At 58.0% G+C, this 18,649-nt stretch carries 18 protein-coding genes; 3 read left to right on the top strand and 15 right to left on the bottom strand.

Going from position 1 to position 18,649, the window contains the following annotated elements:
- Nucleotides 1-5: 5 nt before the first annotated feature.
- The 9 genes from rfbC to IAE77_RS16530 form a co-directional block, all read right to left on the bottom strand.
- Nucleotides 6-557 (bottom strand): dTDP-4-dehydrorhamnose 3,5-epimerase, encoded by a 552-nt coding sequence (gene rfbC, locus IAE77_RS16570; protein ID WP_294228602.1) that lies wholly within the window; start codon nt 555-557, stop codon nt 6-8.
- A complete protein-coding gene (locus IAE77_RS16565; protein WP_294228600.1) occupies nt 554-1,783 on the bottom strand; it encodes a class I SAM-dependent methyltransferase in 1,230 nt (409 codons plus the stop codon). The genes rfbC and IAE77_RS16565 overlap by 4 nt, the downstream gene beginning before the upstream one ends.
- Before the next feature lie 8 nt (nt 1,784-1,791).
- On the bottom strand, nt 1,792-2,886 hold the full coding sequence (rfbG, locus tag IAE77_RS16560) for a CDP-glucose 4,6-dehydratase (protein WP_294228598.1): 1,095 nt from the start codon (nt 2,884-2,886) through the stop codon (nt 1,792-1,794).
- A 1-nt stretch (nt 2,887) separates the two neighbouring features.
- Entirely contained in the window at nt 2,888-3,676 is a 789-nt protein-coding gene (gene rfbF / locus IAE77_RS16555) for a glucose-1-phosphate cytidylyltransferase (protein WP_294228596.1), read from the bottom strand.
- A gap of 5 nt (nt 3,677-3,681) precedes the next feature.
- The gene (locus tag IAE77_RS16550; protein WP_294228594.1) at nt 3,682-4,881 is read right to left on the bottom strand and encodes a glycosyltransferase; all 1,200 of its coding nucleotides are present in this window, start codon (nt 4,879-4,881) and stop codon (nt 3,682-3,684) included.
- 43 nt (nt 4,882-4,924) lie between these two features.
- Nucleotides 4,925-5,674, bottom strand: a complete 750-nt coding sequence (locus tag IAE77_RS16545) for a polysaccharide deacetylase family protein (RefSeq protein WP_294228592.1) — start codon at nt 5,672-5,674, stop codon at nt 4,925-4,927.
- Nucleotides 5,675-5,862: 188 nt separating this feature from the next.
- Entirely contained in the window at nt 5,863-7,290 is a 1,428-nt protein-coding gene (locus IAE77_RS16540; RefSeq protein WP_294228590.1) for a hypothetical protein, read from the bottom strand.
- A gap of 36 nt (nt 7,291-7,326) precedes the next feature.
- Nucleotides 7,327-8,457, bottom strand: a complete 1,131-nt coding sequence (locus tag IAE77_RS16535) for a GNAT family N-acetyltransferase (RefSeq protein WP_294228589.1) — start codon at nt 8,455-8,457, stop codon at nt 7,327-7,329.
- A gap of 7 nt (nt 8,458-8,464) precedes the next feature.
- Nucleotides 8,465-9,283, bottom strand: coding sequence for a sulfotransferase domain-containing protein (locus tag IAE77_RS16530; protein ID WP_345780989.1), 819 nt, complete (start codon nt 9,281-9,283; stop codon nt 8,465-8,467).
- A gap of 108 nt (nt 9,284-9,391) precedes the next feature.
- Between IAE77_RS16530 and IAE77_RS16525 the strand changes: the two genes are divergently transcribed.
- The 3 genes from IAE77_RS16525 to IAE77_RS16515 are packed head-to-tail and all read left to right on the top strand — an operon-like array spanning nt 9,392 to nt 12,520.
- A complete protein-coding gene (locus tag IAE77_RS16525) occupies nt 9,392-11,104 on the top strand; it encodes an HAD-IIIC family phosphatase (RefSeq protein ID WP_294228585.1) in 1,713 nt (570 codons plus the stop codon).
- Nucleotides 11,101-11,340: an acyl carrier protein gene (locus IAE77_RS16520; protein WP_294228583.1), complete on the top strand. Its 240-nt coding sequence runs from the start codon at nt 11,101-11,103 to the stop codon at nt 11,338-11,340. Before IAE77_RS16525 ends, IAE77_RS16520 begins: the two co-directional genes overlap by 4 nt.
- Nucleotides 11,330-12,520, top strand: a complete 1,191-nt coding sequence (locus tag IAE77_RS16515) for an SDR family oxidoreductase (protein ID WP_294228581.1) — start codon at nt 11,330-11,332, stop codon at nt 12,518-12,520. The genes IAE77_RS16520 and IAE77_RS16515 overlap by 11 nt, the downstream gene beginning before the upstream one ends.
- Here the strand turns inward: IAE77_RS16515 and IAE77_RS16510 are convergent.
- The 6 genes from IAE77_RS16510 to IAE77_RS16485 form a co-directional block, all read right to left on the bottom strand.
- Nucleotides 12,477-12,809, bottom strand: a complete 333-nt coding sequence (locus IAE77_RS16510; protein WP_294228578.1) for a hypothetical protein — start codon at nt 12,807-12,809, stop codon at nt 12,477-12,479. The two genes, IAE77_RS16515 and IAE77_RS16510, sit on opposite strands and share 44 nt — an antisense overlap.
- 141 nt (nt 12,810-12,950) lie before the next feature.
- A complete protein-coding gene (locus IAE77_RS16505; protein WP_294228576.1) occupies nt 12,951-13,838 on the bottom strand; it encodes a class I SAM-dependent methyltransferase in 888 nt (295 codons plus the stop codon).
- Nucleotides 13,835-14,488 (bottom strand): HAD hydrolase-like protein, encoded by a 654-nt coding sequence (locus IAE77_RS16500; protein ID WP_294228574.1) that lies wholly within the window; start codon nt 14,486-14,488, stop codon nt 13,835-13,837. Before IAE77_RS16500 ends, IAE77_RS16505 begins: the two co-directional genes overlap by 4 nt.
- A 2-nt stretch (nt 14,489-14,490) precedes the next feature.
- Complete coding sequence (locus IAE77_RS16495; RefSeq protein WP_294228572.1) at nt 14,491-16,014, bottom strand: N-acetylneuraminate synthase family protein; 1,524 nt, start codon at nt 16,012-16,014, stop codon at nt 14,491-14,493.
- 20 nt (nt 16,015-16,034) lie between these two features.
- The gene (locus IAE77_RS16490; RefSeq protein WP_294228570.1) at nt 16,035-17,138 is read right to left on the bottom strand and encodes a Gfo/Idh/MocA family oxidoreductase; all 1,104 of its coding nucleotides are present in this window, start codon (nt 17,136-17,138) and stop codon (nt 16,035-16,037) included.
- Nucleotides 17,139-17,157: 19 nt separating this feature from the next.
- Nucleotides 17,158-18,633, bottom strand: coding sequence for a surface carbohydrate biosynthesis protein (locus tag IAE77_RS16485; RefSeq protein ID WP_294228567.1), 1,476 nt, complete (start codon nt 18,631-18,633; stop codon nt 17,158-17,160).
- Between the last annotated feature and the right edge of the window lie 16 nt (nt 18,634-18,649).

The following is an 18,649-nucleotide window of genomic DNA, read 5'->3' as shown; positions in this document are numbered from 1 at the left end:
AGCGGTCAGGCTGGGGTGGGTACGACCGCCTCGCTCAGCAGCGGCAGGCTGGCATCACGCGGGGAAAGGTTCAAGATAGACAGCGGCCACGCGATGCCGACCTGCGGTTCGTCACAGCGCAATCCACGCGCCAGGTCCGGCTGATAAAACTCGGACATGAGATAAAACAGCTCGCAGGTATCCTCCAGACATTGAAAGCCATGCGCGAAGCCCGCCGGGATGTAGAGCGCCCGCATGTTTTCGGCGGAAAGCTCCTCCGCATGCCATTTTCCGAAGGTGGGTGAGTTCGGACGTACATCGACGATCACATCAAGCACACGTCCGGCGAGGCAGCGGACCAGTTTGATCTCCGGCAGTGGCTCTGCCTGCCAGTGCATGCCCCGCACGCTGCCTTTCTCGCGGGTGGACGTGTGATTTTGCTGCACCCAGCGGGTGTTGAGTCCCTGGGCGGCAAATTCACGCTCGCAGTAGGTCCGGGCCAGGAAACCGCGCTCGTCGCGGCGCGGCTCCGGTTCGACGATCAGGACTCCTTCTAGCGTGGCAGGGTGAAATTTCATGCCACGATCAATTTGGGCAGCGGAATGACGAACCGGCCGCCTTTGGCGCGGAATTCATGCTGCTGCGCCATGACTTCCTCGGCGAAATTCCACACCAGCAGCGCCGCGTAGTCGGGCCGACGGATTGCGAGTTCCTCCGCAGCCACGATGGGCACATGCTGGCCGGGACTCAGACGACCCTGCTTGTAGGTGCTGCGATCTGCGATGAATTCGAGACTCTTCGCGGCTTCGCCGACGTAGTTGAGCAGGGTGCTGCCCTTCGCGGAGGCTCCGTAGGCGGCCACGCGTTTGCCGGCTTGTTTTTGCTCACCGAGAAAGGTGATCAAATCCGTCTTCACACGCTCGGCCTGCTCGCTGAAGCGCTGGTAATAGCCTGCGCTGCGTACCCCTTGCGTGGTTTCCGCCTCCAGCGTCTGCTTCACGGAACTGTGGATGGCCTCGACACCTTTTTTGCAGGCGTAGAGGCGCAGCGAGCCGCCGTGGATGGGCAGGCGCTCGACGTGGAAGACATCCAGGCCATGCCGGGCAAAGAGCGGGATGAGCGGGGTGAGGGTCAAGTAATAGACGTGCTCGTGGTAGATCGTGTCGAACTCCACCTTCTCGATCATCTCGACGCCGTAGGGGAACTCGAACACCACCCAGCCGTGCGGCTTGATCAGCTCGGCAGCACCGGCGACGAAGTCGTTCGTGTCCGGCGCATGAGCGAAGACGTTGTTGCCAAGAATGAGGTCTGCCCGGCCCTTTTGATCACGCAAACCAGCGGCTGTGGACTGACCGAAGAATTCGCAGTGCGTCGCGACGCCATTTTTCTGCGCGACCTCGGCGATGTTCGCTGCGGGTTCGAATCCGAGACAGGGCACGCCCGCTTCGACGAAGTTTTTGAGCAGATAGCCGTCGTTGCTCGCGATCTCAATGACAAAGCTGTCAGCGCCGAGCTTTTTCTCCATGATGTGCTTTTGCACGGCGGCACGGGCGTGACGGAGCATGGCGTCGGAGAAGGAGGAAAAGTAGATGTAGTCGCTGAACAGATCGATGGGCGGCACTGTGTCCGTGATCTGCATGAGCCAGCAGTCGCCACAGACGAAAACCGCGAGGGGGAAGCGCGGTTCTGGTTTGCTGAGATCTTCTGGGCGAAGCAGGTTGTTCGCCAGCGGCTGGAGGCCGAGATCGATCACGGGATGGGAGTGTGTGGAGCCGCAGGAACGGCAACGATGAGCTTCGGGCATGGCTGGGGTCAGTTTGTCCAGGGGAGCCCTGCATTTCGGGCCTGTGCGGCGTAACCCTGAATCTGTTGGCGGGTGAATGACAGCATGTCAGCATCTTTTTCCGTGTGCCGGGCGCGATACCACTCGGCGGTGGCCTGCGTGGCCTTTTCGAATCCCCACACGGGCCTCCAGCCAAGCACACGCGTGGCCTTGGCATGGTTCAATGTCAGCCGAGTAGCCTCCGGCGGGGCATTCGGGTCTGGTCGTGCCTCCCAACGGCCCGGCCAGGCTTCAAAGAAGGCTTTCACGATCTCACCGACGCTGCGCTCCGACTCGGGATCAGGACCAAAATTGAGATTGAGCAGCTCCTTGGAGGAAGGCTGGTCCAGCAGGTGCTGGCCGACGCTCAAATAGCCACTGAGGCACTCCAAAACATGCTGCCAGGGCCGTGTGGCGTTCGGATTGCGCAGGATGGCCGGTTGCCCGACGATTTGCGCACGCACGCAATCCGGCAGAATGCGGTCCTCAGCGTAATCACCGCCACCAATGACGTTACCAGCGCGCACGGTGGCGATTCGGCCCAGATTTGGCTCCCTGGAAAAAAACGAGGCATGCCAGGCCGCCGCGACGAGCTCCGTGGCGGCCTTGCTCATTGAGTACACATCGTGCCCGCCGAGCGGATCGTCCTCGGAAAACGGGCGGCCAAGGTTTTGATTGAGGTAGCATTTGTCGCTCGTGACGACGATGACCTGAGCGGCGCAGTTTGTGGCGCGCACCGTTTCCAGCAGCAACGCGGTGCCCCAGGCGTTGACGGAGAAGGTCTCCAGTGGCTCGGCATACGACAGACGCACAAGCGGCTGTGCGGCAAGATGCATGATGAGATCTGGTTTCGCGGTCTGGATGGCGTCGGTGAGTGTGTCCCGGTTACGCAGATCAGCGATCCATTCGTGCTCGAGCACATCACTTGGAATGAAGTGCCTTAAGTCCTCCGCGTGGAGCGGGGCGAGTGCGTAGCCGCTCACTTTAGCCCCCAGCGCATGGAGCCAGAGGGTGAGCCATGCCCCCTTGAAGCCGGTGTGGCCGGTCAATAGCACGCGTTTGCCATGGTAGATGCCCGCAAACATGTCACCAGGCTTTCCAGGGGGCGTTGCCGCTGTCCCACATTTTGTTAAGCATCTCAAACTCGCGGTAGGTGTCCATGCACTGCCAGAAACCGTCGTGGCAGAAGGCTTTCAGGCGACCTGAATCGGACAGTTTTTGTAGTGGCGCGTGCTCGAAGATGCAGTCATCTCCGGTGAGGAGTTCACGCACTGACTTGTCGAGTACCATGTAGCCACCGTTAATGAAGCCAGTCTCCCGCTCGGGCTTTTCCTGGAAAGACTGCACGGTGTGGCCATCTATTCCCAGTTCGCCGAAACGGCCAGCAGGACGCACAGCCGTCATGGTCACGAGCGCTTTCTGTTCATAGTGAAAGCGCACGGAGGCGGCGATGTCGGAGTCTGTCAGCCCGTCGCCATAGGTGAGCATGACATCTTCGTCGCCGATGTGCTCCATGGCGCGGAGCAGACGACCGCCGGTCATGGTTTGCATGCCGGTCTCAAGGAGTGTCACCGTCCAATCCTCCTCCTCGTGCGTGTTATGGTAAATGATCTGTGGATTGCGGCCGAGCTTGAGGGTCACGTCGCTGCGGTTCCAAAGATAGTTGCGAAAGTAGTCCTTGACCACCTCCCCCTTGTAGCCCAGGCAGAGCACAAAATCTTTGAAGCCATGATGGGCGTAGGACTTCATGATGTGCCAGACGATGGGCTGCCCGCCGATGGGAACCATGGGCTTTGGACGGTATTCGGTTTCCTCCCGGAGTCGTGTCCCCAGGCCGCCACAAAGCAGAATGACCTTGCGTATTTTTGGATGCATCACAGCTAGCGCTTAATTTTCTTCAACCAGTTGGAGATCGTTTTTATGCTTTCGCCCGCCCCGAATTTTTTGAGAAAGTCCTCGTGTCCTTGCTCGCCGATTTCAATGGCTTTTTGCGGGGAATTAGCCAGATCGCGGACTAACCCGGCAAACTTTTCCGCGTCATCGGACAGCATGCAGTTTTTCATATGTTCCAGCTCCGGGAAGCCAAGCTGGTTTGATTGATGAGCTATCACGGCAAGCCGGTATCTGAACGCGTCCAATATGCGGGTTCTGAACCCCAGATCGATCTCCGTGGGGACAAGCATGGCCGAGGCCTTTGACATCTCATCCGTCAGGTCTGGCACGAAGCCGCAAAAAGTGATGCCGGCCTCTGAAAACTGTTTGAGGAGCTTGCCTTCAAGCGTGTCCCTGCCTATGAGCCGGACCTCGATTTTGCGGGCCTTGATATCGTCCGCCAAGTGAGGCAGCACCTGGTCTGCAAAATAATACAGGCCGCTCAAGGTTGCGACCCCCTGGAGTCCACCCAGCAGGAGGAAGCGGGGCGGGGAGGCAAGCGCGTCAACGGATTTTGGGCCAATGGAGGTCACAGCCTCAGCCACAGGGTTGGGCGTGTAGATGACCGGCAGATGAAACTTGTCGGCAATCCATTTGGCATGATGCGCCGCATGGTTGATGTGCGCGTCGGCAAGAGCATAGTATTTCAGTGTCTTTCGCCACTTTTTAAAAGCTTCCTTGAGCATTGACGGGCTCCTGGCGAGGATTTTCAGCTTGTTGGGAAGCGTCTCATAGCGCAGCAGGACCAGCACTCGCATGAGCTTGGGCAAAAACTCCAGGTCAATGGAGCAGCCCAACACAAATGCGTCAGGAATGGTTTCTCTCACCAGTTTGATGCCTTCAAATTGGTAAACAATGCAAACGTCAGGCTTCAACTGGTCGTAATGCTGCCGCAGGGTTGCCTGGTCTTCCTTGTAGTTGTTGGATTCAAACTGCCGACAGTCAAGGCCTCGCATCGACTCCTGCCGCAGCACTGTCTCCATGAGCGGGAGGTTTTTTTGAAATCTGCTTTTGCCAGATAGAAGCAGGTAGCTCACCTCATGCCCTTCCTTCAATAGCCCGGCGATCAGCGCAAACTGGATGATGGCCGTTCCCTGGCCGGTGTTGTTGAGGGCGATCCCCTTTGATTGTATGATCAATATTTTCATCTGGTGTGTCTGAATGTGATTGCGCCCGCCCCGCCGCCGTCCCTTAGCAGACTGTCAGATGCGCCTCAAGCTCGTTGCAGTCGATGCGGCACAGGCGGTGGCGCGGGGTTGATTGCGTGTTCCATCCCCGCGTGTAGGTGAAGGCGGCGCGGATGCCGGCCCTGGCGGCAAACATCCCGGTGTCCGCAGGCAATGACCAGTCACTGCCATAAGGGTAGGCCAGCCAACCAGCTTGGGCACCGGTGACGGTATGGATGTAGGCTTTATTTTTGGCCACATCCTCCTGAAGCTTCCCACGCGCAAGGCGAGAGAACGGCAGATGGAGATGGCCATGACAGCCGATCAGGTGGCCGCGTCGGGACAGATCATGAATCTCCTCATTCGTCAGATAGCTTAGCGCGCAGAATGTCATCTCGTCCAGGCCATGGCCGACCAGCATGCGGGACGTGATTTCGTCCACGCATTCATAAGGCAGGACAAAGTTGATGAGGTACTTCAGAACCTGTGTGTCCGGGGCGTCGAACTGGTAGGTTTCCGCAGCGGCACGCCGGATGTCTTCAGGAGGCTGGGCGACCATCTGCTGCCAGTCGTCGGAAAGCAGTGCCGCAAACTGGTTGAGGAAATCCCCAGGAGGTGTGTGGGCGCGCAGCCAGTGGACCTTGTGGACAGGAAGGGCCTTGTTGTCCAGGGCTGGTCTGGAGCATACAAAAAAGGCGCCGCGCAGGCCAGACTTCTCCAGTTCGGCCGCCGCATAAAGGTGGTCACGCAGGCCGTCATCAAAGGTGAGCAGCACGGACGAGGCATCTGCGGAACTGCCGTCCATCCACGTTTCAAACTGCGAGGGGGACAAGACGGGATGGTTTTGCTGGATCGAATGGATCTGACGCAAAAAAGACTCCGGTGTGAGCGGGTGGATGCCCGGGTGAGGAATGTCCTCCTTGCTGCGGAGATAGTGATATGAAATGACCAGAATCCGGGAGGTCATGGCTTGGCCCTTTCCGTCTTCGCAGACTCGTAGGCATGTGCTTTTTGCAGGGCGTCCACCCAGCGAAGGTAGGATTTCCCGTCTGAAGGGCCGCAGATCTCCTGCAGGAGTTCCTGGGCGGCGGATCCGCAGGATGCCGGGGCTGTCAACGCCTCCTTGATCGCCTGGCCGAGTTCGGCCCGGTTGCGGGGAATCCAGGTGCCGCCACTTTTCATCACGGCGCTCAGGTGCGTGTATTTGAAAAAGCGTTCCATCAGGTTCGGCTGGTCCTCGGTCGCACCACACACATAGCCTATGTTGATGACGGGCCTCCGGAGGCACAGTGCATCAAGCATCATGGTGGAGAATATGTTGATGACGACGTCGCTGTGCATCAATGTGCTCATCCGCATGCGGTCCTCATTGGGGGATGAAATCCACCCCAGGCCGTCCGGGGATTCATGGCCGGAAGGATGCTGGATGCTGATGTTGGGCTCGTCGTTGAGCATTGTCGGAAAGGGGACGCGCGGGCTGGCGCGGAATATCAGATGGCAGCGGAAGCCCTGCTTGTTGTCTCCGATGATGTCGATGATCTCTTTGACAAACGGGCCGCAGGCCCTGATGCCGGGTGGCTGCCCATAGGCATACAAGACGATCTTCGACTCAACGGGAATGTTGTGAATCTTGCAGAACTCCTCACGGGAAAGAGGCTTGTTGCCCTGAAAATAGTAGTCAAACTGGAGCACGCCGATCGTGCGCACGCGCTCGGGGGGGAAATGATGGATCTCGCAGAAGTCTTTCTTGATGAAATTCGACCAGACAAAAACATGGTCCGGCAGCACGGTCATGGGGCCCTTGGAGGACGCCTGGTCCCAGTTGGGGATGTCCAGGATGAGCGGGATGCCGCGTCGTTTCACCTCCCGCAGAAAATCCATCTGCCCGATCAGGATGTTGAAATAGATGACATAATCGGGTGGTTCTGCGTCCAACAGCGAGGCGATCTCCGGATAGACGCCAAAGTTCTGCGCCATCCGCCCGATGTGGTGGCTCTTCAGTCCCGCTTTCTTCAGCAGGTCGGCATACAGCAGACGCAGGCGTGCGCTTCTGCCCTTTTGTTTGAAGAGATGGTGCCGGTCTTGGGAAAGAGTGGAATGAGGGGCGGTGACGGTGAGCAGATCCCTGGCCACGGCATGCAGGGACTTCTTGAGCGTCCTTGCCTGAAAATCCACAGGCCGTAGCCGGTGAAAGTCGAGGTAGTGAAAGCGGACATGCTGGAGGTGCTTCAACTCCTCGTCAGAAAGCCTGAGAGTGGGCGGCAGGACGACCGTGCACACGAAGCCTTGCTGCTCATCGGTGAGATGGTGCAGCAGCCTCGAACGCGTGAGATGCTGGAGCGAGGTGGGATTCTCGACAAAGAAAAGCAGCTTGAGGGATGGGGATGACATGTGGCGATGGATACTTGAGCAACGTGGCTGCGAAAATCAATTTGGCCGGTCCTGGTCCCCGTCGCCACGAACCCAATAAAAGTCGGAAGAGGCGAGCAGCGCCCCGGCGGTTGGTCTGCCTTTGGCCAGCCAGATGACTCCGTTCAAGGAATGACGCCGAAAGTCCAATGGCTGGAAAAGAGTGGGGGCCATGGGCTGACTTGGGTTTTCCTTTCGGAAACCGTCTTCTTCAAGCCAGCGACCGGCTTCCTCATGGGTGAAATGACATGTGGCAAAGCAAATGGACTCTTTCATCGCAATCTCAGATATCGCTGCGAGCAAGGCATGCGCCGCCGTCTGGGACGCCGCCAAAAACTCGCAGACGTGCAAAATCTTTTCGCTCCTGTCCCGGACCTGCTCGATACGGCAGATGGCCAGACCCTGGCACTTGTCTGATGGGTCACAAGCCATGAGGATGGTGTAAACAAAAGCCGGGTGTGCTAGGTATCTCCGTCCGATGAATTTGGCGTCCTTCTCGAAGGATCTCAAATGCGGTGCCAGACGCTCATGCCAGCACTCATCCCACATGTCGGCGGAGTGATGCCCCCATGGGGTGACGCGTGTGACCTCGCCGGACGACGAAAGGCGCTTTGTGGGCTGGGGCTGTGTCCAGGCCTCGAACTGGGATCCGGTTGATGCCGGAGATGCAGATGCGAGAAGCGCGGAAAGCGCCTCAGGATCAAAGACTTTGATGAAGCGCGGCACATGGTCGAGTACGGCATATCCATAGGCGCGGCAGATGGGAACTGTGGTTTTGGTGTCGGCACCCAGGCAGCCGATGACTTTAACGTCGGAGGCATGGAGAGAGTTCAACATCCGCAATCCCAGGCCGGCTGCACGTTTTTCCCTGCGGGTCACCCAGGTAGCCAGCATGGCGGCGGGCATGCGGGTTCCATGGTCGTTAAACTGGTGAAAGATCACGCCCAGCATTCCTAAAATGACATCGGAATCCGTGGCGATCAGCACTGAGAGGCGGTTTGGGAGCAGGGGGTGCTGATATTGCCATCGAAGCAGACTGGCGTCCCGACCTAGAACATGGCCTGTCTTCCAGACTTCGTCGATGAATGCCATCAAGGCTGGAACACGGCTGACAGGGCACCATTCAATGGTCGGGACGAGGGACGTCATGTCGTGTTCAGATATGACGTTCCAGGCCCAGTCGCTCACGATCTTCAAGCCCGAATTTCCACACATCGGCCAAATCCCAAAGGTGGGCCTTTAGTTCTGCAGAAAGCTGGGAGCCACGTCCGGTGACGCCCTTGTTAATGCGTGTGTGTTTTCCACTGTTGTGGGGATCCGTGGATTGTTCGAGAGCCTTGATATCACATGGCAATCCCATCTTCTGAAGCAGTCCGCCGACCACCTCGACCGGACGGGAGATCATATCGTTGAATTCGACCCAAAGGGCATTGATCCGGCTTCCGTTGGTTTTCCAAGACTGATAAAAACTAAAGTACCAGGGCATGTAGGCCCAGATGATCCAACGCAATTGTTCCTCCTGCGGCCAATCGAAAAAGTTGCCGGGAGCGAAGGCCATGGGATTTCTAGTGTGTTGATGCAAATGAAGATGGTCGAGTAGCGAAATCGCAATGTCGGGCAGGTTTCTGGTCAAGATGATGGGCTGCAGATGAAACTTGGCCAGCAAATTCACATTACAGTCTCCTCCTTGAGTATGTTGCTGGACGACGGATAACTTGCGGACGCAGCGTGCCAAGGCCTTCTCATCAATGTTTTGTTCATTGTGTCCCATCAGATAGGCGGCTTTCAAGCCACTGCGGTGAGTGGCAGCCTCAAGCAGGCGGGCCATGTAGGTGGAACCCGATTTTGGGAAGCACGCAATGAAGATGCAACGTTGCCGGACCAGCGACGGAGCAGGGTATCCCAACAGCAGCCGACAGAAGGTTCCTCCAAGGGAATCATGTCGAAGTGCTGCTTTAAGAGACCGATGGATCATAGGACTTCAAAAAAGCGAAAACAAGAGTTTGCGTCAATAAGATAACATCATTATTTCCCCCTTCTCCACACCCATGCCAAACGAAGGAACCCTGCTGAACCGCGTGTCATGAAGCTGGGCGAAGCCATGTCCATGCTGCGCGCCGCGCCGCCCGCAACGAAGGGTGTCAGTCGCTGGCGGCTGGCGGCTAGTTTTGAGCCGTTGCATCTGGGCACCTTTCTGCGTGCCTGCTTCAGGCTCATCCGGCCGGAGGAGGATCTCCAGGTCGTGGGCGGAGCCTATGGCAGCCTGCCAGCCAATTTGGAGAAAGCCGAGGGAAATCCTGCGGAAGGCTGCATCGTGATGATGAGCTGGGAAGACTTGAATCCCTGCCTGTCATGGCGTGGCAATGGAGCCCTTGCTGGTACGAGAAGCGCTGCCTCGCTGATGGAGGCCCGCCAGGCAGCAGGACGGCTGACGGTGCTTTGCAGGCAGCTGGCGGTCCGCCAGCCGGTAATTTTTGTGCCGCCGCTTCTTCCGTTGCCCCCGTTCGACATGCTGCAGGGCTCACACGCGGGAGCGGAGCGGGCGCAGATGCGTCTTCTGGTTGCGGAAATGACTGCAGAACTGGCCGTCGAGCCCGGCATCAAGTGTCTGGATGTCGATGGCCTAGTGGCCCGGCTTCCCGTGCGCAGACTGGATTTGAACCAGCTTCTGACGAGTGGTCTTCCTTTCACGACGGAAGCCTGCTCGGCCTTGGCAAAAGAGATCGTGAGCCTGATGCGGCCACCAGAGCCCCTGCGTGGGCTGGTCACAGATCTCGACAACACCTTTTGGAGAGGAATTGTGGGGGAAGATGGTGTGGATGGGATTCGCTGGGATCTGGACGGCAAGGCGCAGCGGCACGGCCTCTATCAGAGGTTGTTGGCCGTGCTTGCTGATGCGGGTGTCCTTCTCGCGGTGGCCAGCAGGAATGACCCGGCGGTTGTGGAAAAGGCATTTCAGCGGAACGACCTGCTCATCAACCCCTGCCTGTTTTTTCCTCTGGAGGTTCATTGGGGTAGCAAGGTGGAGTCCATCTCGCGCATTCTGGCGGCCTGGAACATCGGGGCGGGGCATGTGCTTTTTGTCGATGACGATGAGCGTGAGATCGAGCGGATTAAGGAGGCGTTTCCTGCCATTCACTGTCGGTTGTTCCCGCCTGCGAATGTGGCGGCGTTTGATGATTTCCTGGTGGAGATTCGAGACCTCTTCGCAAGGGGGCGTCTGATGGCGGAAGATGCCATCAGAGCAGCCTCCATTCGCTCCCAGGCCGCATACAATGCATGCGCGGAGGATTTCGACGAGGACCGCTTTCACCAGTCATTGAACGCACGCCTAGTCATCACCGACACACGCCGGGAAACAGACGCCAGGTCGCTGGCATTGGTACTGAAGACAAACCAGTTCAACATGAACGGTCGACGTCCGTCCGAGGCCGAGTGGGCGGCGGCGTTGTCCAGGCAGAACGTGGTGGCGTTTACTTTCGCGTATGAAGACCGTTTCGGCCCGCTGGGGCGGATCGCGGTCATCACGGGCATGGTTGATGATGGCGTGCTCACCTTGGAGCATTGGGTCATGAGTTGCAGGGCCTTCAACCGCAGGATCGAGCACGCCTGTCTTGCCTGGCTGTTCGAAAAGACAGGTGTTCGGGAAATTCACACGACGGCACTTCGAACAGAGCGCAACGGTGCCTTTTTTAATGTGCTTGACGCCTGTGGAGCGTCAGGCGACTGCATGATCCGACGCGATGCCTTTTTGAAGGCACGCCCGGAGCTTTGCTTCACCTTCCAATCCGCATGAGCCACGAAGAGCGTTTGATCAATTGTTTCAAAAATGTGTTCCCGGAACTCAGGGACGATGAAGTGCGCCGCGCCACGAGCCATTCCGTTGCAGACTGGGATTCCGTCGCGATGGTGACCTTGGTCACTCTGGTGGATGAGGAGTTTGGATTGCAGATGCCCCCGGAAAATTTTGAGGAGATGATGTCTTTCGAACTCTTCCTCGCATGGATTCAGGAAAGCCTGCATGACGCCTGAAGCACAGTATTTCCCACCGCATGCCCTCAAAGCGGGCCTGGCGCATGAATGGGAACAGTCGATTGGACCGGAGGAGGTTCGCGCCTTCGCGGCAGTCTCGGGGGATTTCAATCCTCTGCACTTGAGCGTGGATTATGCGGCCATGACGCAGTACCAGCGACCCATCGTTCATGGAGTTTTTCAACTCGGGCTAGCATCCGCCATGGCAGGCATGCATCTGCCGGGTAGGCAGGTGGTGATCGGCAGCATGCAGAGCCAGTTTCCGGCTCCGTTGTACTATCCGTGCCAGGTTGTGGTCAGAGGCGAGATCACGTCGTGGAACGAAACCACCCGCATGGGACAGTTGAAAGTTACGGTCATGGAGAAGGCTTCCCGGTGCCTGACTGCCAGTGTTTTCATCTCTTTTGGTTACCACGAGGAAAAGGAAAGCTGCGTGGCGGAGACCTCCGCTCTTCAAACACCTCAAGAAAAAGCATATCAGGATGGCAGGCATGCGGTGCTTGTCACCGGGGCTGGCGGAGGTTTGGGACGGGAGATTGCGGAGTCGCTGAAATCGGAGTTTGTAGTGTACGCCACCACCCGTCTCAGCTCCGGGAATGACGGCTCTGGATTGAACTGGATCACACTGGATTTCGACAATCCAAACTGGCGTGATGGACTGGAGGGCGCACTGGGCCGGATGCCTCTTTATGGCATTATTCACGCGGCATGGCCGCGACCGTCCCGTTCCAGCCTGATCACCAGTGATTTGGCCATGATTGAGGAACAAGTGCGCCACGGCACACGCATCCCCATTGAATTGATGCGTGTGCTGTTTGAGCGCTCGCAGGATCAGGGAGGCAGGTTCATCGCGGTTGGCTCCACCTATGGTTCCAAGGATCCGAACCTTCACCTGAGCGCCTATTCGCTGGGCAAGGCGTGCCTTGAGAACTGTGTCCGCCTGCTCGCTCCAGAGGCCGCCAGGCGCCAGATCACGGTGAATGCCATCTGTCCGTCGTTCATGCCTCTCGGCATGAATCATGCCACGGCAGAACGTGTGATGTTGAAAGAGAAGGCTCTCGTTCCTGCCGGACGTCTATGCGGGGCCGGGGACGTACTGGCCATGGTCAAGTATCTCATAGGCCGCGACAGCGGCTTCATGTCTGGTCAGATACTCGCCCTGACCGGCGGCAAGCTGTGATCATGCCTTGTTTTGTGGCAGGAGAAAACGATACGCGCGAGAACTTGTGCTGCTTGTTCCAGTGAAGGGTGGCGCGGGGCATGAGCGCCTTGATGACGTCCCGGGTGCCGATGCGGCAGTCGAGGTAGGCGGTGAAGGGCTTCTTGTTCCATTCCACCACATCGAGCATATCACCGTCGAGATAACGCGGGTCCTCCTTCTGGCTGGGAATCTCGGGGCCGTCGATGAAGATCAGGCCGTATTCATGCTTCGGTCTGTTTACGTAGCGACGTGCAATGAAGCCGTTCACCTCATGGTCCTCAGTCGTGGAGAGGGTCAACTGCACACTGTTCTGCAAGTCTGTAGGGGGGTAGATCCTTGTAGTAGAAAGGCATGTCCTCCATGGCGACTACATGAATCAATGTGGGTGAGGGCAGGCGCTCCGGAAAGCCTAAAGCGGGTTGGAGGCTTCCAGGATGATCGTGTCGGTGAGATTGAGATTGGCCAGGACGGACGTGTAGGCCGCGTCGAGTTGCTCATCGCGCAGGAAGGACCAGTTCAGATGGCCGCCGGGTTTGCCGTTGGCGAGCCAGTGCAGGTGATTGGCCAGCGGGTAGCGCTGGTAGCCGCGGATGACGGGATTGACAAAACCTGCCTCTTTGGCAAAGCGCTCCAAAGTCACACGGCTGTGGAGGATGATGTGCTCACTCCAGAAGGTGTGCTTCATGAATGCCTCGTTTGCCAGGAAGCTGATGAGGAAGTCGCCGCTGTGGGGAACTTCGATCAGAATCTTGCCCCCAGGACGAAGGCGTTTGCGAACCAGCTTTAGAAACTCGATCGGGTCGGTGATGTGTTCGTAAACATGGAACAGCGTGGCGACATCACATGAGCCTTCGGGGACATCGTTGATGTCCGCTTTGATGTTGAGGCCCAAATTTTCAGCCAGACTGCGGGCCAAGCGCTGTGGTTCGACACCGACGGCTGATTTCGCATAGGCGGACAGCTTCTTGAGCGATCCACCAGCGCCGCAGCCGACATCCACCAGTGACTTGTTGCGAACGAGGTCCTTGAACATCTGCTCACGACGGCTGTCATCGATCTCGGTCTTCAACGCGGCTGACTGGACTGAGTCGGCATTGTAATAGGACAGCACTTCCTTTTCCTGGTAGTGGCCGATCTCCATGTGGTCTGTCCTGCTGAGCAATATGGCTCCGCTCTGGTTGCAGCGCAGCACGGCGATGTCCTCGCGGTCCCGTACGCGGTCGAAAATTTGCGTGAAAGAGTCTGGGGCGCTCAGGCCAAGCTGAATCAGGAGGTCTTTGATCCGGTTTTGAGTCATATTTGGTCTAAAAGAGGCGGCAGTTCGGCGAGGGAGGATATAGCCAGTGGCAAAGGGCGAGTAAAGTGTGAAGTCGGCCCCAACAGGGCGACGGATGGGCAGCCAAATGCCGACGCGGCCTCAAGATCGTGATCATCGTCACCAACCATGAGCATGTCGCCTGCCAGGAGGTCTTCCATCCGGGCGATGTCAGCCAAGTTTTCCTCTTTCGAGGGGGGGAAACCCAGGACGGCTTTGAAGTGGCGTGTCCAGCCACGGCGATTGATGATCTCCACTGCTGCCTCCGTCGCGGTGGCGGTGTTGATGAACAAGGCATGGGTGGATGCCAGTTTATGCAGCATCTCCCCGGCTCCGGCGATCTCGGGACAGGCGACTGCTCCATCAATGCAAAAACGGTTATAGCGTTCGGCCAGTTCTGCGACGTGCTCTTCGGTCGGCTGGGTGGCCGGCCAGCCCTCGGCATTCATACGCCGGAGCACCTCCCGGATGACCACCGTTCGAAAGGATTTCCGGTGGGTTTCCAGGACTGCGGCCACATGAGCCAGCCAGTCAGGGTAGCCTTCAAACACGTGGTCAAAGCCACGTCGCTTCACCTGATTGGAATCGATCAGAGTGCCATCGAGATCGAAGGCGATTGCAGAAACAGCCATCGCTAGTCGAGCTGATAACGGCCCCACTGCTTGACCACAGTCTTGCGGAAATCCCGTCCACGTTCGTTGATGAGCTTATCCTCATAGAACGAATCATCGTTGTGGTGGGTGGTGGAGACTTCCTCGAAGATGACACCCGTCTTGGTCGAGAAACTATGCCAAGCCCCCTGTGGGATGAGGTGCAGATCTCCCGGATAAAGCACACGCAGCCTGCCTTCGAGCACCAGTTCGAGCTCTCCGGCCAGCACCTGGAACGTTTCTTCCTTCCGTTTGTGGAAGTGGTTCGGATGGGCCTGTCCTGGAAGCTGGATGACGATTTTCTTGCAGTACTCGCGGTTGATGCAGTCGATCAGCACCGCGCCCGTTTCGTCAAACTTTTCCACGCCGTAGTGATGGGAAAACTCGAGATTGAAGTCCACTGGCAGGAAGATCCTTGCCTCATTCAGCATGCTCTTGATCTCATGGATGGCATGGATCAGATGCTTCTTCGGGGGCACGGGCGGCAGTTGGACACCCGTCATCATGATGGCGCCGTCCTGAGCCACTTCGGTCATGGTCTTGATGCCGGGCTTCCACAAGTCACTGGTGAGCTGGCCTTCTGTCATCGGCATCGCAAAGTAAACCGCGTCGCGTTCCAAGGCATCTCCGGTCTGGAGCGTCCGGGCTGCGAACACGCCGCGCTTGAGTGATTTGAGGGACTCCTGCTCGACCGGAATCGAAACGGGACGTGTGGTGGCCCCGCACATGATCCGTGCGTCTTGCGCGGCCGCGATCCACGCATCTGTTTGCTCGGGCGTGGATGAATAGGCGTTGAGCTGGATCTTGTCTGTAACGACACCGACGTGGCGCTCGAGCATTTCTGCTCCTTTTGCCACTGCTACCATCACCGGGCGGGTATCCGCCGGGTCCTCGTGGGTGGAGAAACCCACGGTGATGCGCGGATGGCGTTGTTTCAGCGTGGTGATCTGGTTGAGCTGCAGGTGCTCCGGCGGAGTCGGATAAACCGACACGCAATGCATCAGCGCGAAGTCCACGCTGCGGTGCTCCAGGAAGCTGACCACGTCGTCGATCTCGGCAAGCGTCAGGCCTCCGGTCGAAACGATGAACGGGCGGTTGTGCCGTGCGGCCTTTTCCAGCAGCGGCCAGTCACGTGCGGAACAGCTGGCGATTTTGATGATGGAGATGTCGAGCTTCTCGATGAGATCGACCGATTCCTCATCAAACGGAGTGGCCATCGTGAGCATGCCGGCCTCACGCACGGCACGCGTCAGTGTGGCAAAGTCGTCATCGCTCAGCGCATTGGCCAGGAAGCGCGGAATGTGCTTGTTGCTGGAGCCGGACTTATGCGCGGGATGGATGAAGGTGTCGAAGTGGCGGAACTGGAACTTCAACGCGGCCTTTGCTCCATGTTTGGCGACTGCTTTGCCATGTTCGCTGACGATGCGCAGGGCATGGTCGAGCTGTCCCTGATGGTTGTTGGCCATGTCCAGGACATAGAGGCCGCGGAAATCGAATCGGTTCTGCATGAAGGAGGCTATTTGAAGGATCAGGCGAACCGCAGCGAGTTCAAGCTGTAGTCAGGCGAAGGAGGAAGCACGATGCGTCGGCCCTCAGAGTGGGAGCGATGCGAAGCAGCCACCACCATCATGGTGTCGAGGCCATAATCGAGATCGAGAGGGCTGACAGGAGCCCCTGGATTCAAGGAGGCATCGATGTGCTTCATTTCCTCGATGAAATCATCCGGACGGGTCTTGGAGACTGGGGTGACAACCGGTTCCTGGCCTGTGAGATGCAGGATCAGGGCGTCACCGGCCTTGCTGTGATTCACATGGATCGTCAGGGTGCCTTTGCTGCCCTGGATGATGGCCACCTTGCGCACAGGCTGGGTCACCACATCCTGAATCACGCGTCCGCAGAAGCCGGTGTCGGTGATCACATGCATGGAGCAAAGCTCGTCATAGTCCACGCGTTCGTTCGACACATAACGCATCAGCGCATCCACCTGGGAGACGCGGCCAAAGCCAAATTCTCGAGCCAGATGCTGCCACAGATTCAGCGCGTGTGAGTGCTCACCGCTGGCACCGCCTCCTTGCTTCCAGAAGCCAAGGTAGCTGTCATGCGGGCCATCCAGCCAAGGATGCGCGGCAAAAATGCCACCCCAGAACTCACGGAACTCCACATCAAGGGTGAGCACGTCGCCGATCACGCCTGATTTGACCATCTCGACGGCCTGACGGGCAGACTTGCCCACCACGTGGTCATAGCCGACAAAAACCTTCACGCCGTTGTCATGTGCCAGCTTCCGCAACTCTTCCGCGGAGGCCATGTCCGGCATGCAGAGGGGTTTTTCGACCTGGATGGCCTTCGGCTTCTCCTTCAAGGCTTTCAGTGCCAGAGGAATATGGGCCGCAGGCGGTGTGCCGACGCAAATGAGGTCAAAGCCGCCTTCCGGGTCGTTATCGGCATCGAACTGTTGGATGGCGTCGTCCCAGCGGCCATAACGTGAGGGATAGATCTCCTCCCGCATGCGGCGCAAGGCTTCGCGGTCACGGTCCACCACGCAAACACTGATGCCGAGGCTGCGCGCCGCGTTGGTCAGATGGTTGCCGATGGAGCCTGCGCCGTAGATTTTGATTCGAGAGAGATTCATGGAGGGAGAAAGGCTGAATTTACCCGCAGGTGACGCTCATCAACTTGGAACTCCAATATTTCGCCACGAGACGGCGGCCTGTGAGTTCGCTCACAAAAGTAAGTTTCGAGTCGATTGCTGCCGGATCGAGGCCGGGGAAACGCTGGAAGCGGTAGGAACTGCGCGGCTTCCACGGCTTGATGAAGCGCGGGTAGTGCGAACGGACAAACGTCTTCACTTTCTCCTTGGCTCCACGTCGCGAGAACGGGCTGAGAGAGCCAAGAGCCGTGGCCGGCGGCAGTTCCTTTTCAACCGACTGCACAAGGGCTGCGAGCTTCCCGAAGCTCTCGGTGGACTGCTCAACGTTGTCGATCAGGCTCTTGATCAGAGCCAGTGCCTCGGGTGCCAGAATCGTGCGGGGAGGATGCTGGGAAGCGAGGGCTTGCTGAAGCCGTGAAACGACCTCGTTTTCAGTTTCACAACGTTCACCGACGAGATTCGGCACTCTGCGTTCAAAAGCATCCGCATGCAGCGGTTGGTAATTGACGACGTAGGTGCCGGAGAGCCAGCCTTCGATGCCCGTGGTGCACCCGCAATGAATCAGCGCATCGGCGGCACGCAGCCAGGCGGTGAGAGAGCCATGCACGTGAATCTCAGCCCGCGGAATGTGCTGCAGGATCGCCTGATAGATCGCATGGCTCTCGCTCGGATGCGGACGCAGGATGATCTTGTGTTGTGGGAAGGAGTCGCTGAGGCGGCTGACCAGCCGAATGAAAAGGCCGAGCTTTTGATGATGGTAGGCAAATTCCTCCACCAGCGGGGCCCGAAGCGGCGAATCAGGCGTCACGTGGTAGCGTTTGAAGAAGTAGTCGGCGCCCGCGCCGAAATTGCCACGGGTGAAGTTGGTGCTGACGAGGATGAATCTGCCGTGCTGTTGTTTGAGTTCGTCGATCTCCTTCTGATACAACGGCAGGAAGCGCTCGTGGCACAGGCTGAACCGGGGATGGCCGGTCATCACGATGTTGTTTTCGCAGGCTGGCTTCAGATCGTGATAGAGCTGGTCCTGAAAGGTGCCCCAGGAGCACGCATGATCCTCCGCATTGAGCCAGCGCGGGTCGAATTTGCGGATCATGTCCTGTTTCCAGTCCTCAGGGCCGCCCGCGAAGATCGCACCTTCCTCGTCGAGGTAGATGACACGGAAATGGTTCTTCTTCAGATCGTCGTAGCAGACCCGCAGCCGAGTCGGTGAGACGTTGAGCACGTTTTTGCCGACGTAGAGGCCGTGGTTGAGTTTTTTGCCCAGCTCATAGATGTCGGTGTGGTTGCCCAGGAAGATTTGGTTTTCCGGCGTGACGCAGAAGCCCGCGAGCACCAGCTTGAAGTCCAGTTCACGACTGATGGTCTCGACAGGGAAGAGGACCGCCTTTTTTCCAGCTTCCAGGACGTTGGCATGAAAAATACGGGCGCTGAGGCCCGGCGTCTGGTCGATGGGTGGCGATGAAAGCTTGGGGTCCAAGTCGGGAGATCGGTGG

It is taken from the genome of Prosthecobacter sp., assembly GCF_014879935.1.
GTDB lineage: Bacteria > Verrucomicrobiota > Verrucomicrobiia > Verrucomicrobiales > Verrucomicrobiaceae > Prosthecobacter.
Note: the sequence above shows the minus strand (reverse complement) of the source record. Positions and strands in the feature narration are given on the sequence as shown.

Coding starts and splice junctions, on each gene's coding strand:
- rfbC (WP_294228602.1), bottom strand. CDS start 557: ATGAAATTTCACCCTGCCACGCTAGAAGGAGTCCTGATCGTCGAACCG.
- IAE77_RS16565 (WP_294228600.1), bottom strand. CDS start 1,783: ATGCCCGAAGCTCATCGTTGCCGTTCCTGCGGCTCCACACACTCCCAT.
- rfbG (WP_294228598.1), bottom strand. CDS start 2,886: ATGTTTGCGGGCATCTACCATGGCAAACGCGTGCTATTGACCGGCCAC.
- rfbF (WP_294228596.1), bottom strand. CDS start 3,676: ATGCATCCAAAAATACGCAAGGTCATTCTGCTTTGTGGCGGCCTGGGG.
- IAE77_RS16550 (WP_294228594.1), bottom strand. CDS start 4,881: ATGAAAATATTGATCATACAATCAAAGGGGATCGCCCTCAACAACACC.
- IAE77_RS16540 (WP_294228590.1), bottom strand. CDS start 7,290: ATGTCATCCCCATCCCTCAAGCTGCTTTTCTTTGTCGAGAATCCCACC.
- IAE77_RS16535 (WP_294228589.1), bottom strand. CDS start 8,457: ATGACGTCCCTCGTCCCGACCATTGAATGGTGCCCTGTCAGCCGTGTT.
- IAE77_RS16530 (WP_345780989.1), bottom strand. CDS start 9,283: ATGATCCATCGGTCTCTTAAAGCAGCACTTCGACATGATTCCCTTGGA.
- IAE77_RS16525 (WP_294228585.1), top strand. CDS start 9,392: ATGAAGCTGGGCGAAGCCATGTCCATGCTGCGCGCCGCGCCGCCCGCA.
- IAE77_RS16520 (WP_294228583.1), top strand. CDS start 11,101: ATGAGCCACGAAGAGCGTTTGATCAATTGTTTCAAAAATGTGTTCCCG.
- IAE77_RS16515 (WP_294228581.1), top strand. CDS start 11,330: ATGACGCCTGAAGCACAGTATTTCCCACCGCATGCCCTCAAAGCGGGC.
- IAE77_RS16505 (WP_294228576.1), bottom strand. CDS start 13,838: ATGACTCAAAACCGGATCAAAGACCTCCTGATTCAGCTTGGCCTGAGC.
- IAE77_RS16500 (WP_294228574.1), bottom strand. CDS start 14,488: ATGGCTGTTTCTGCAATCGCCTTCGATCTCGATGGCACTCTGATCGAT.
- IAE77_RS16495 (WP_294228572.1), bottom strand. CDS start 16,014: ATGCAGAACCGATTCGATTTCCGCGGCCTCTATGTCCTGGACATGGCC.
- IAE77_RS16490 (WP_294228570.1), bottom strand. CDS start 17,138: ATGAATCTCTCTCGAATCAAAATCTACGGCGCAGGCTCCATCGGCAAC.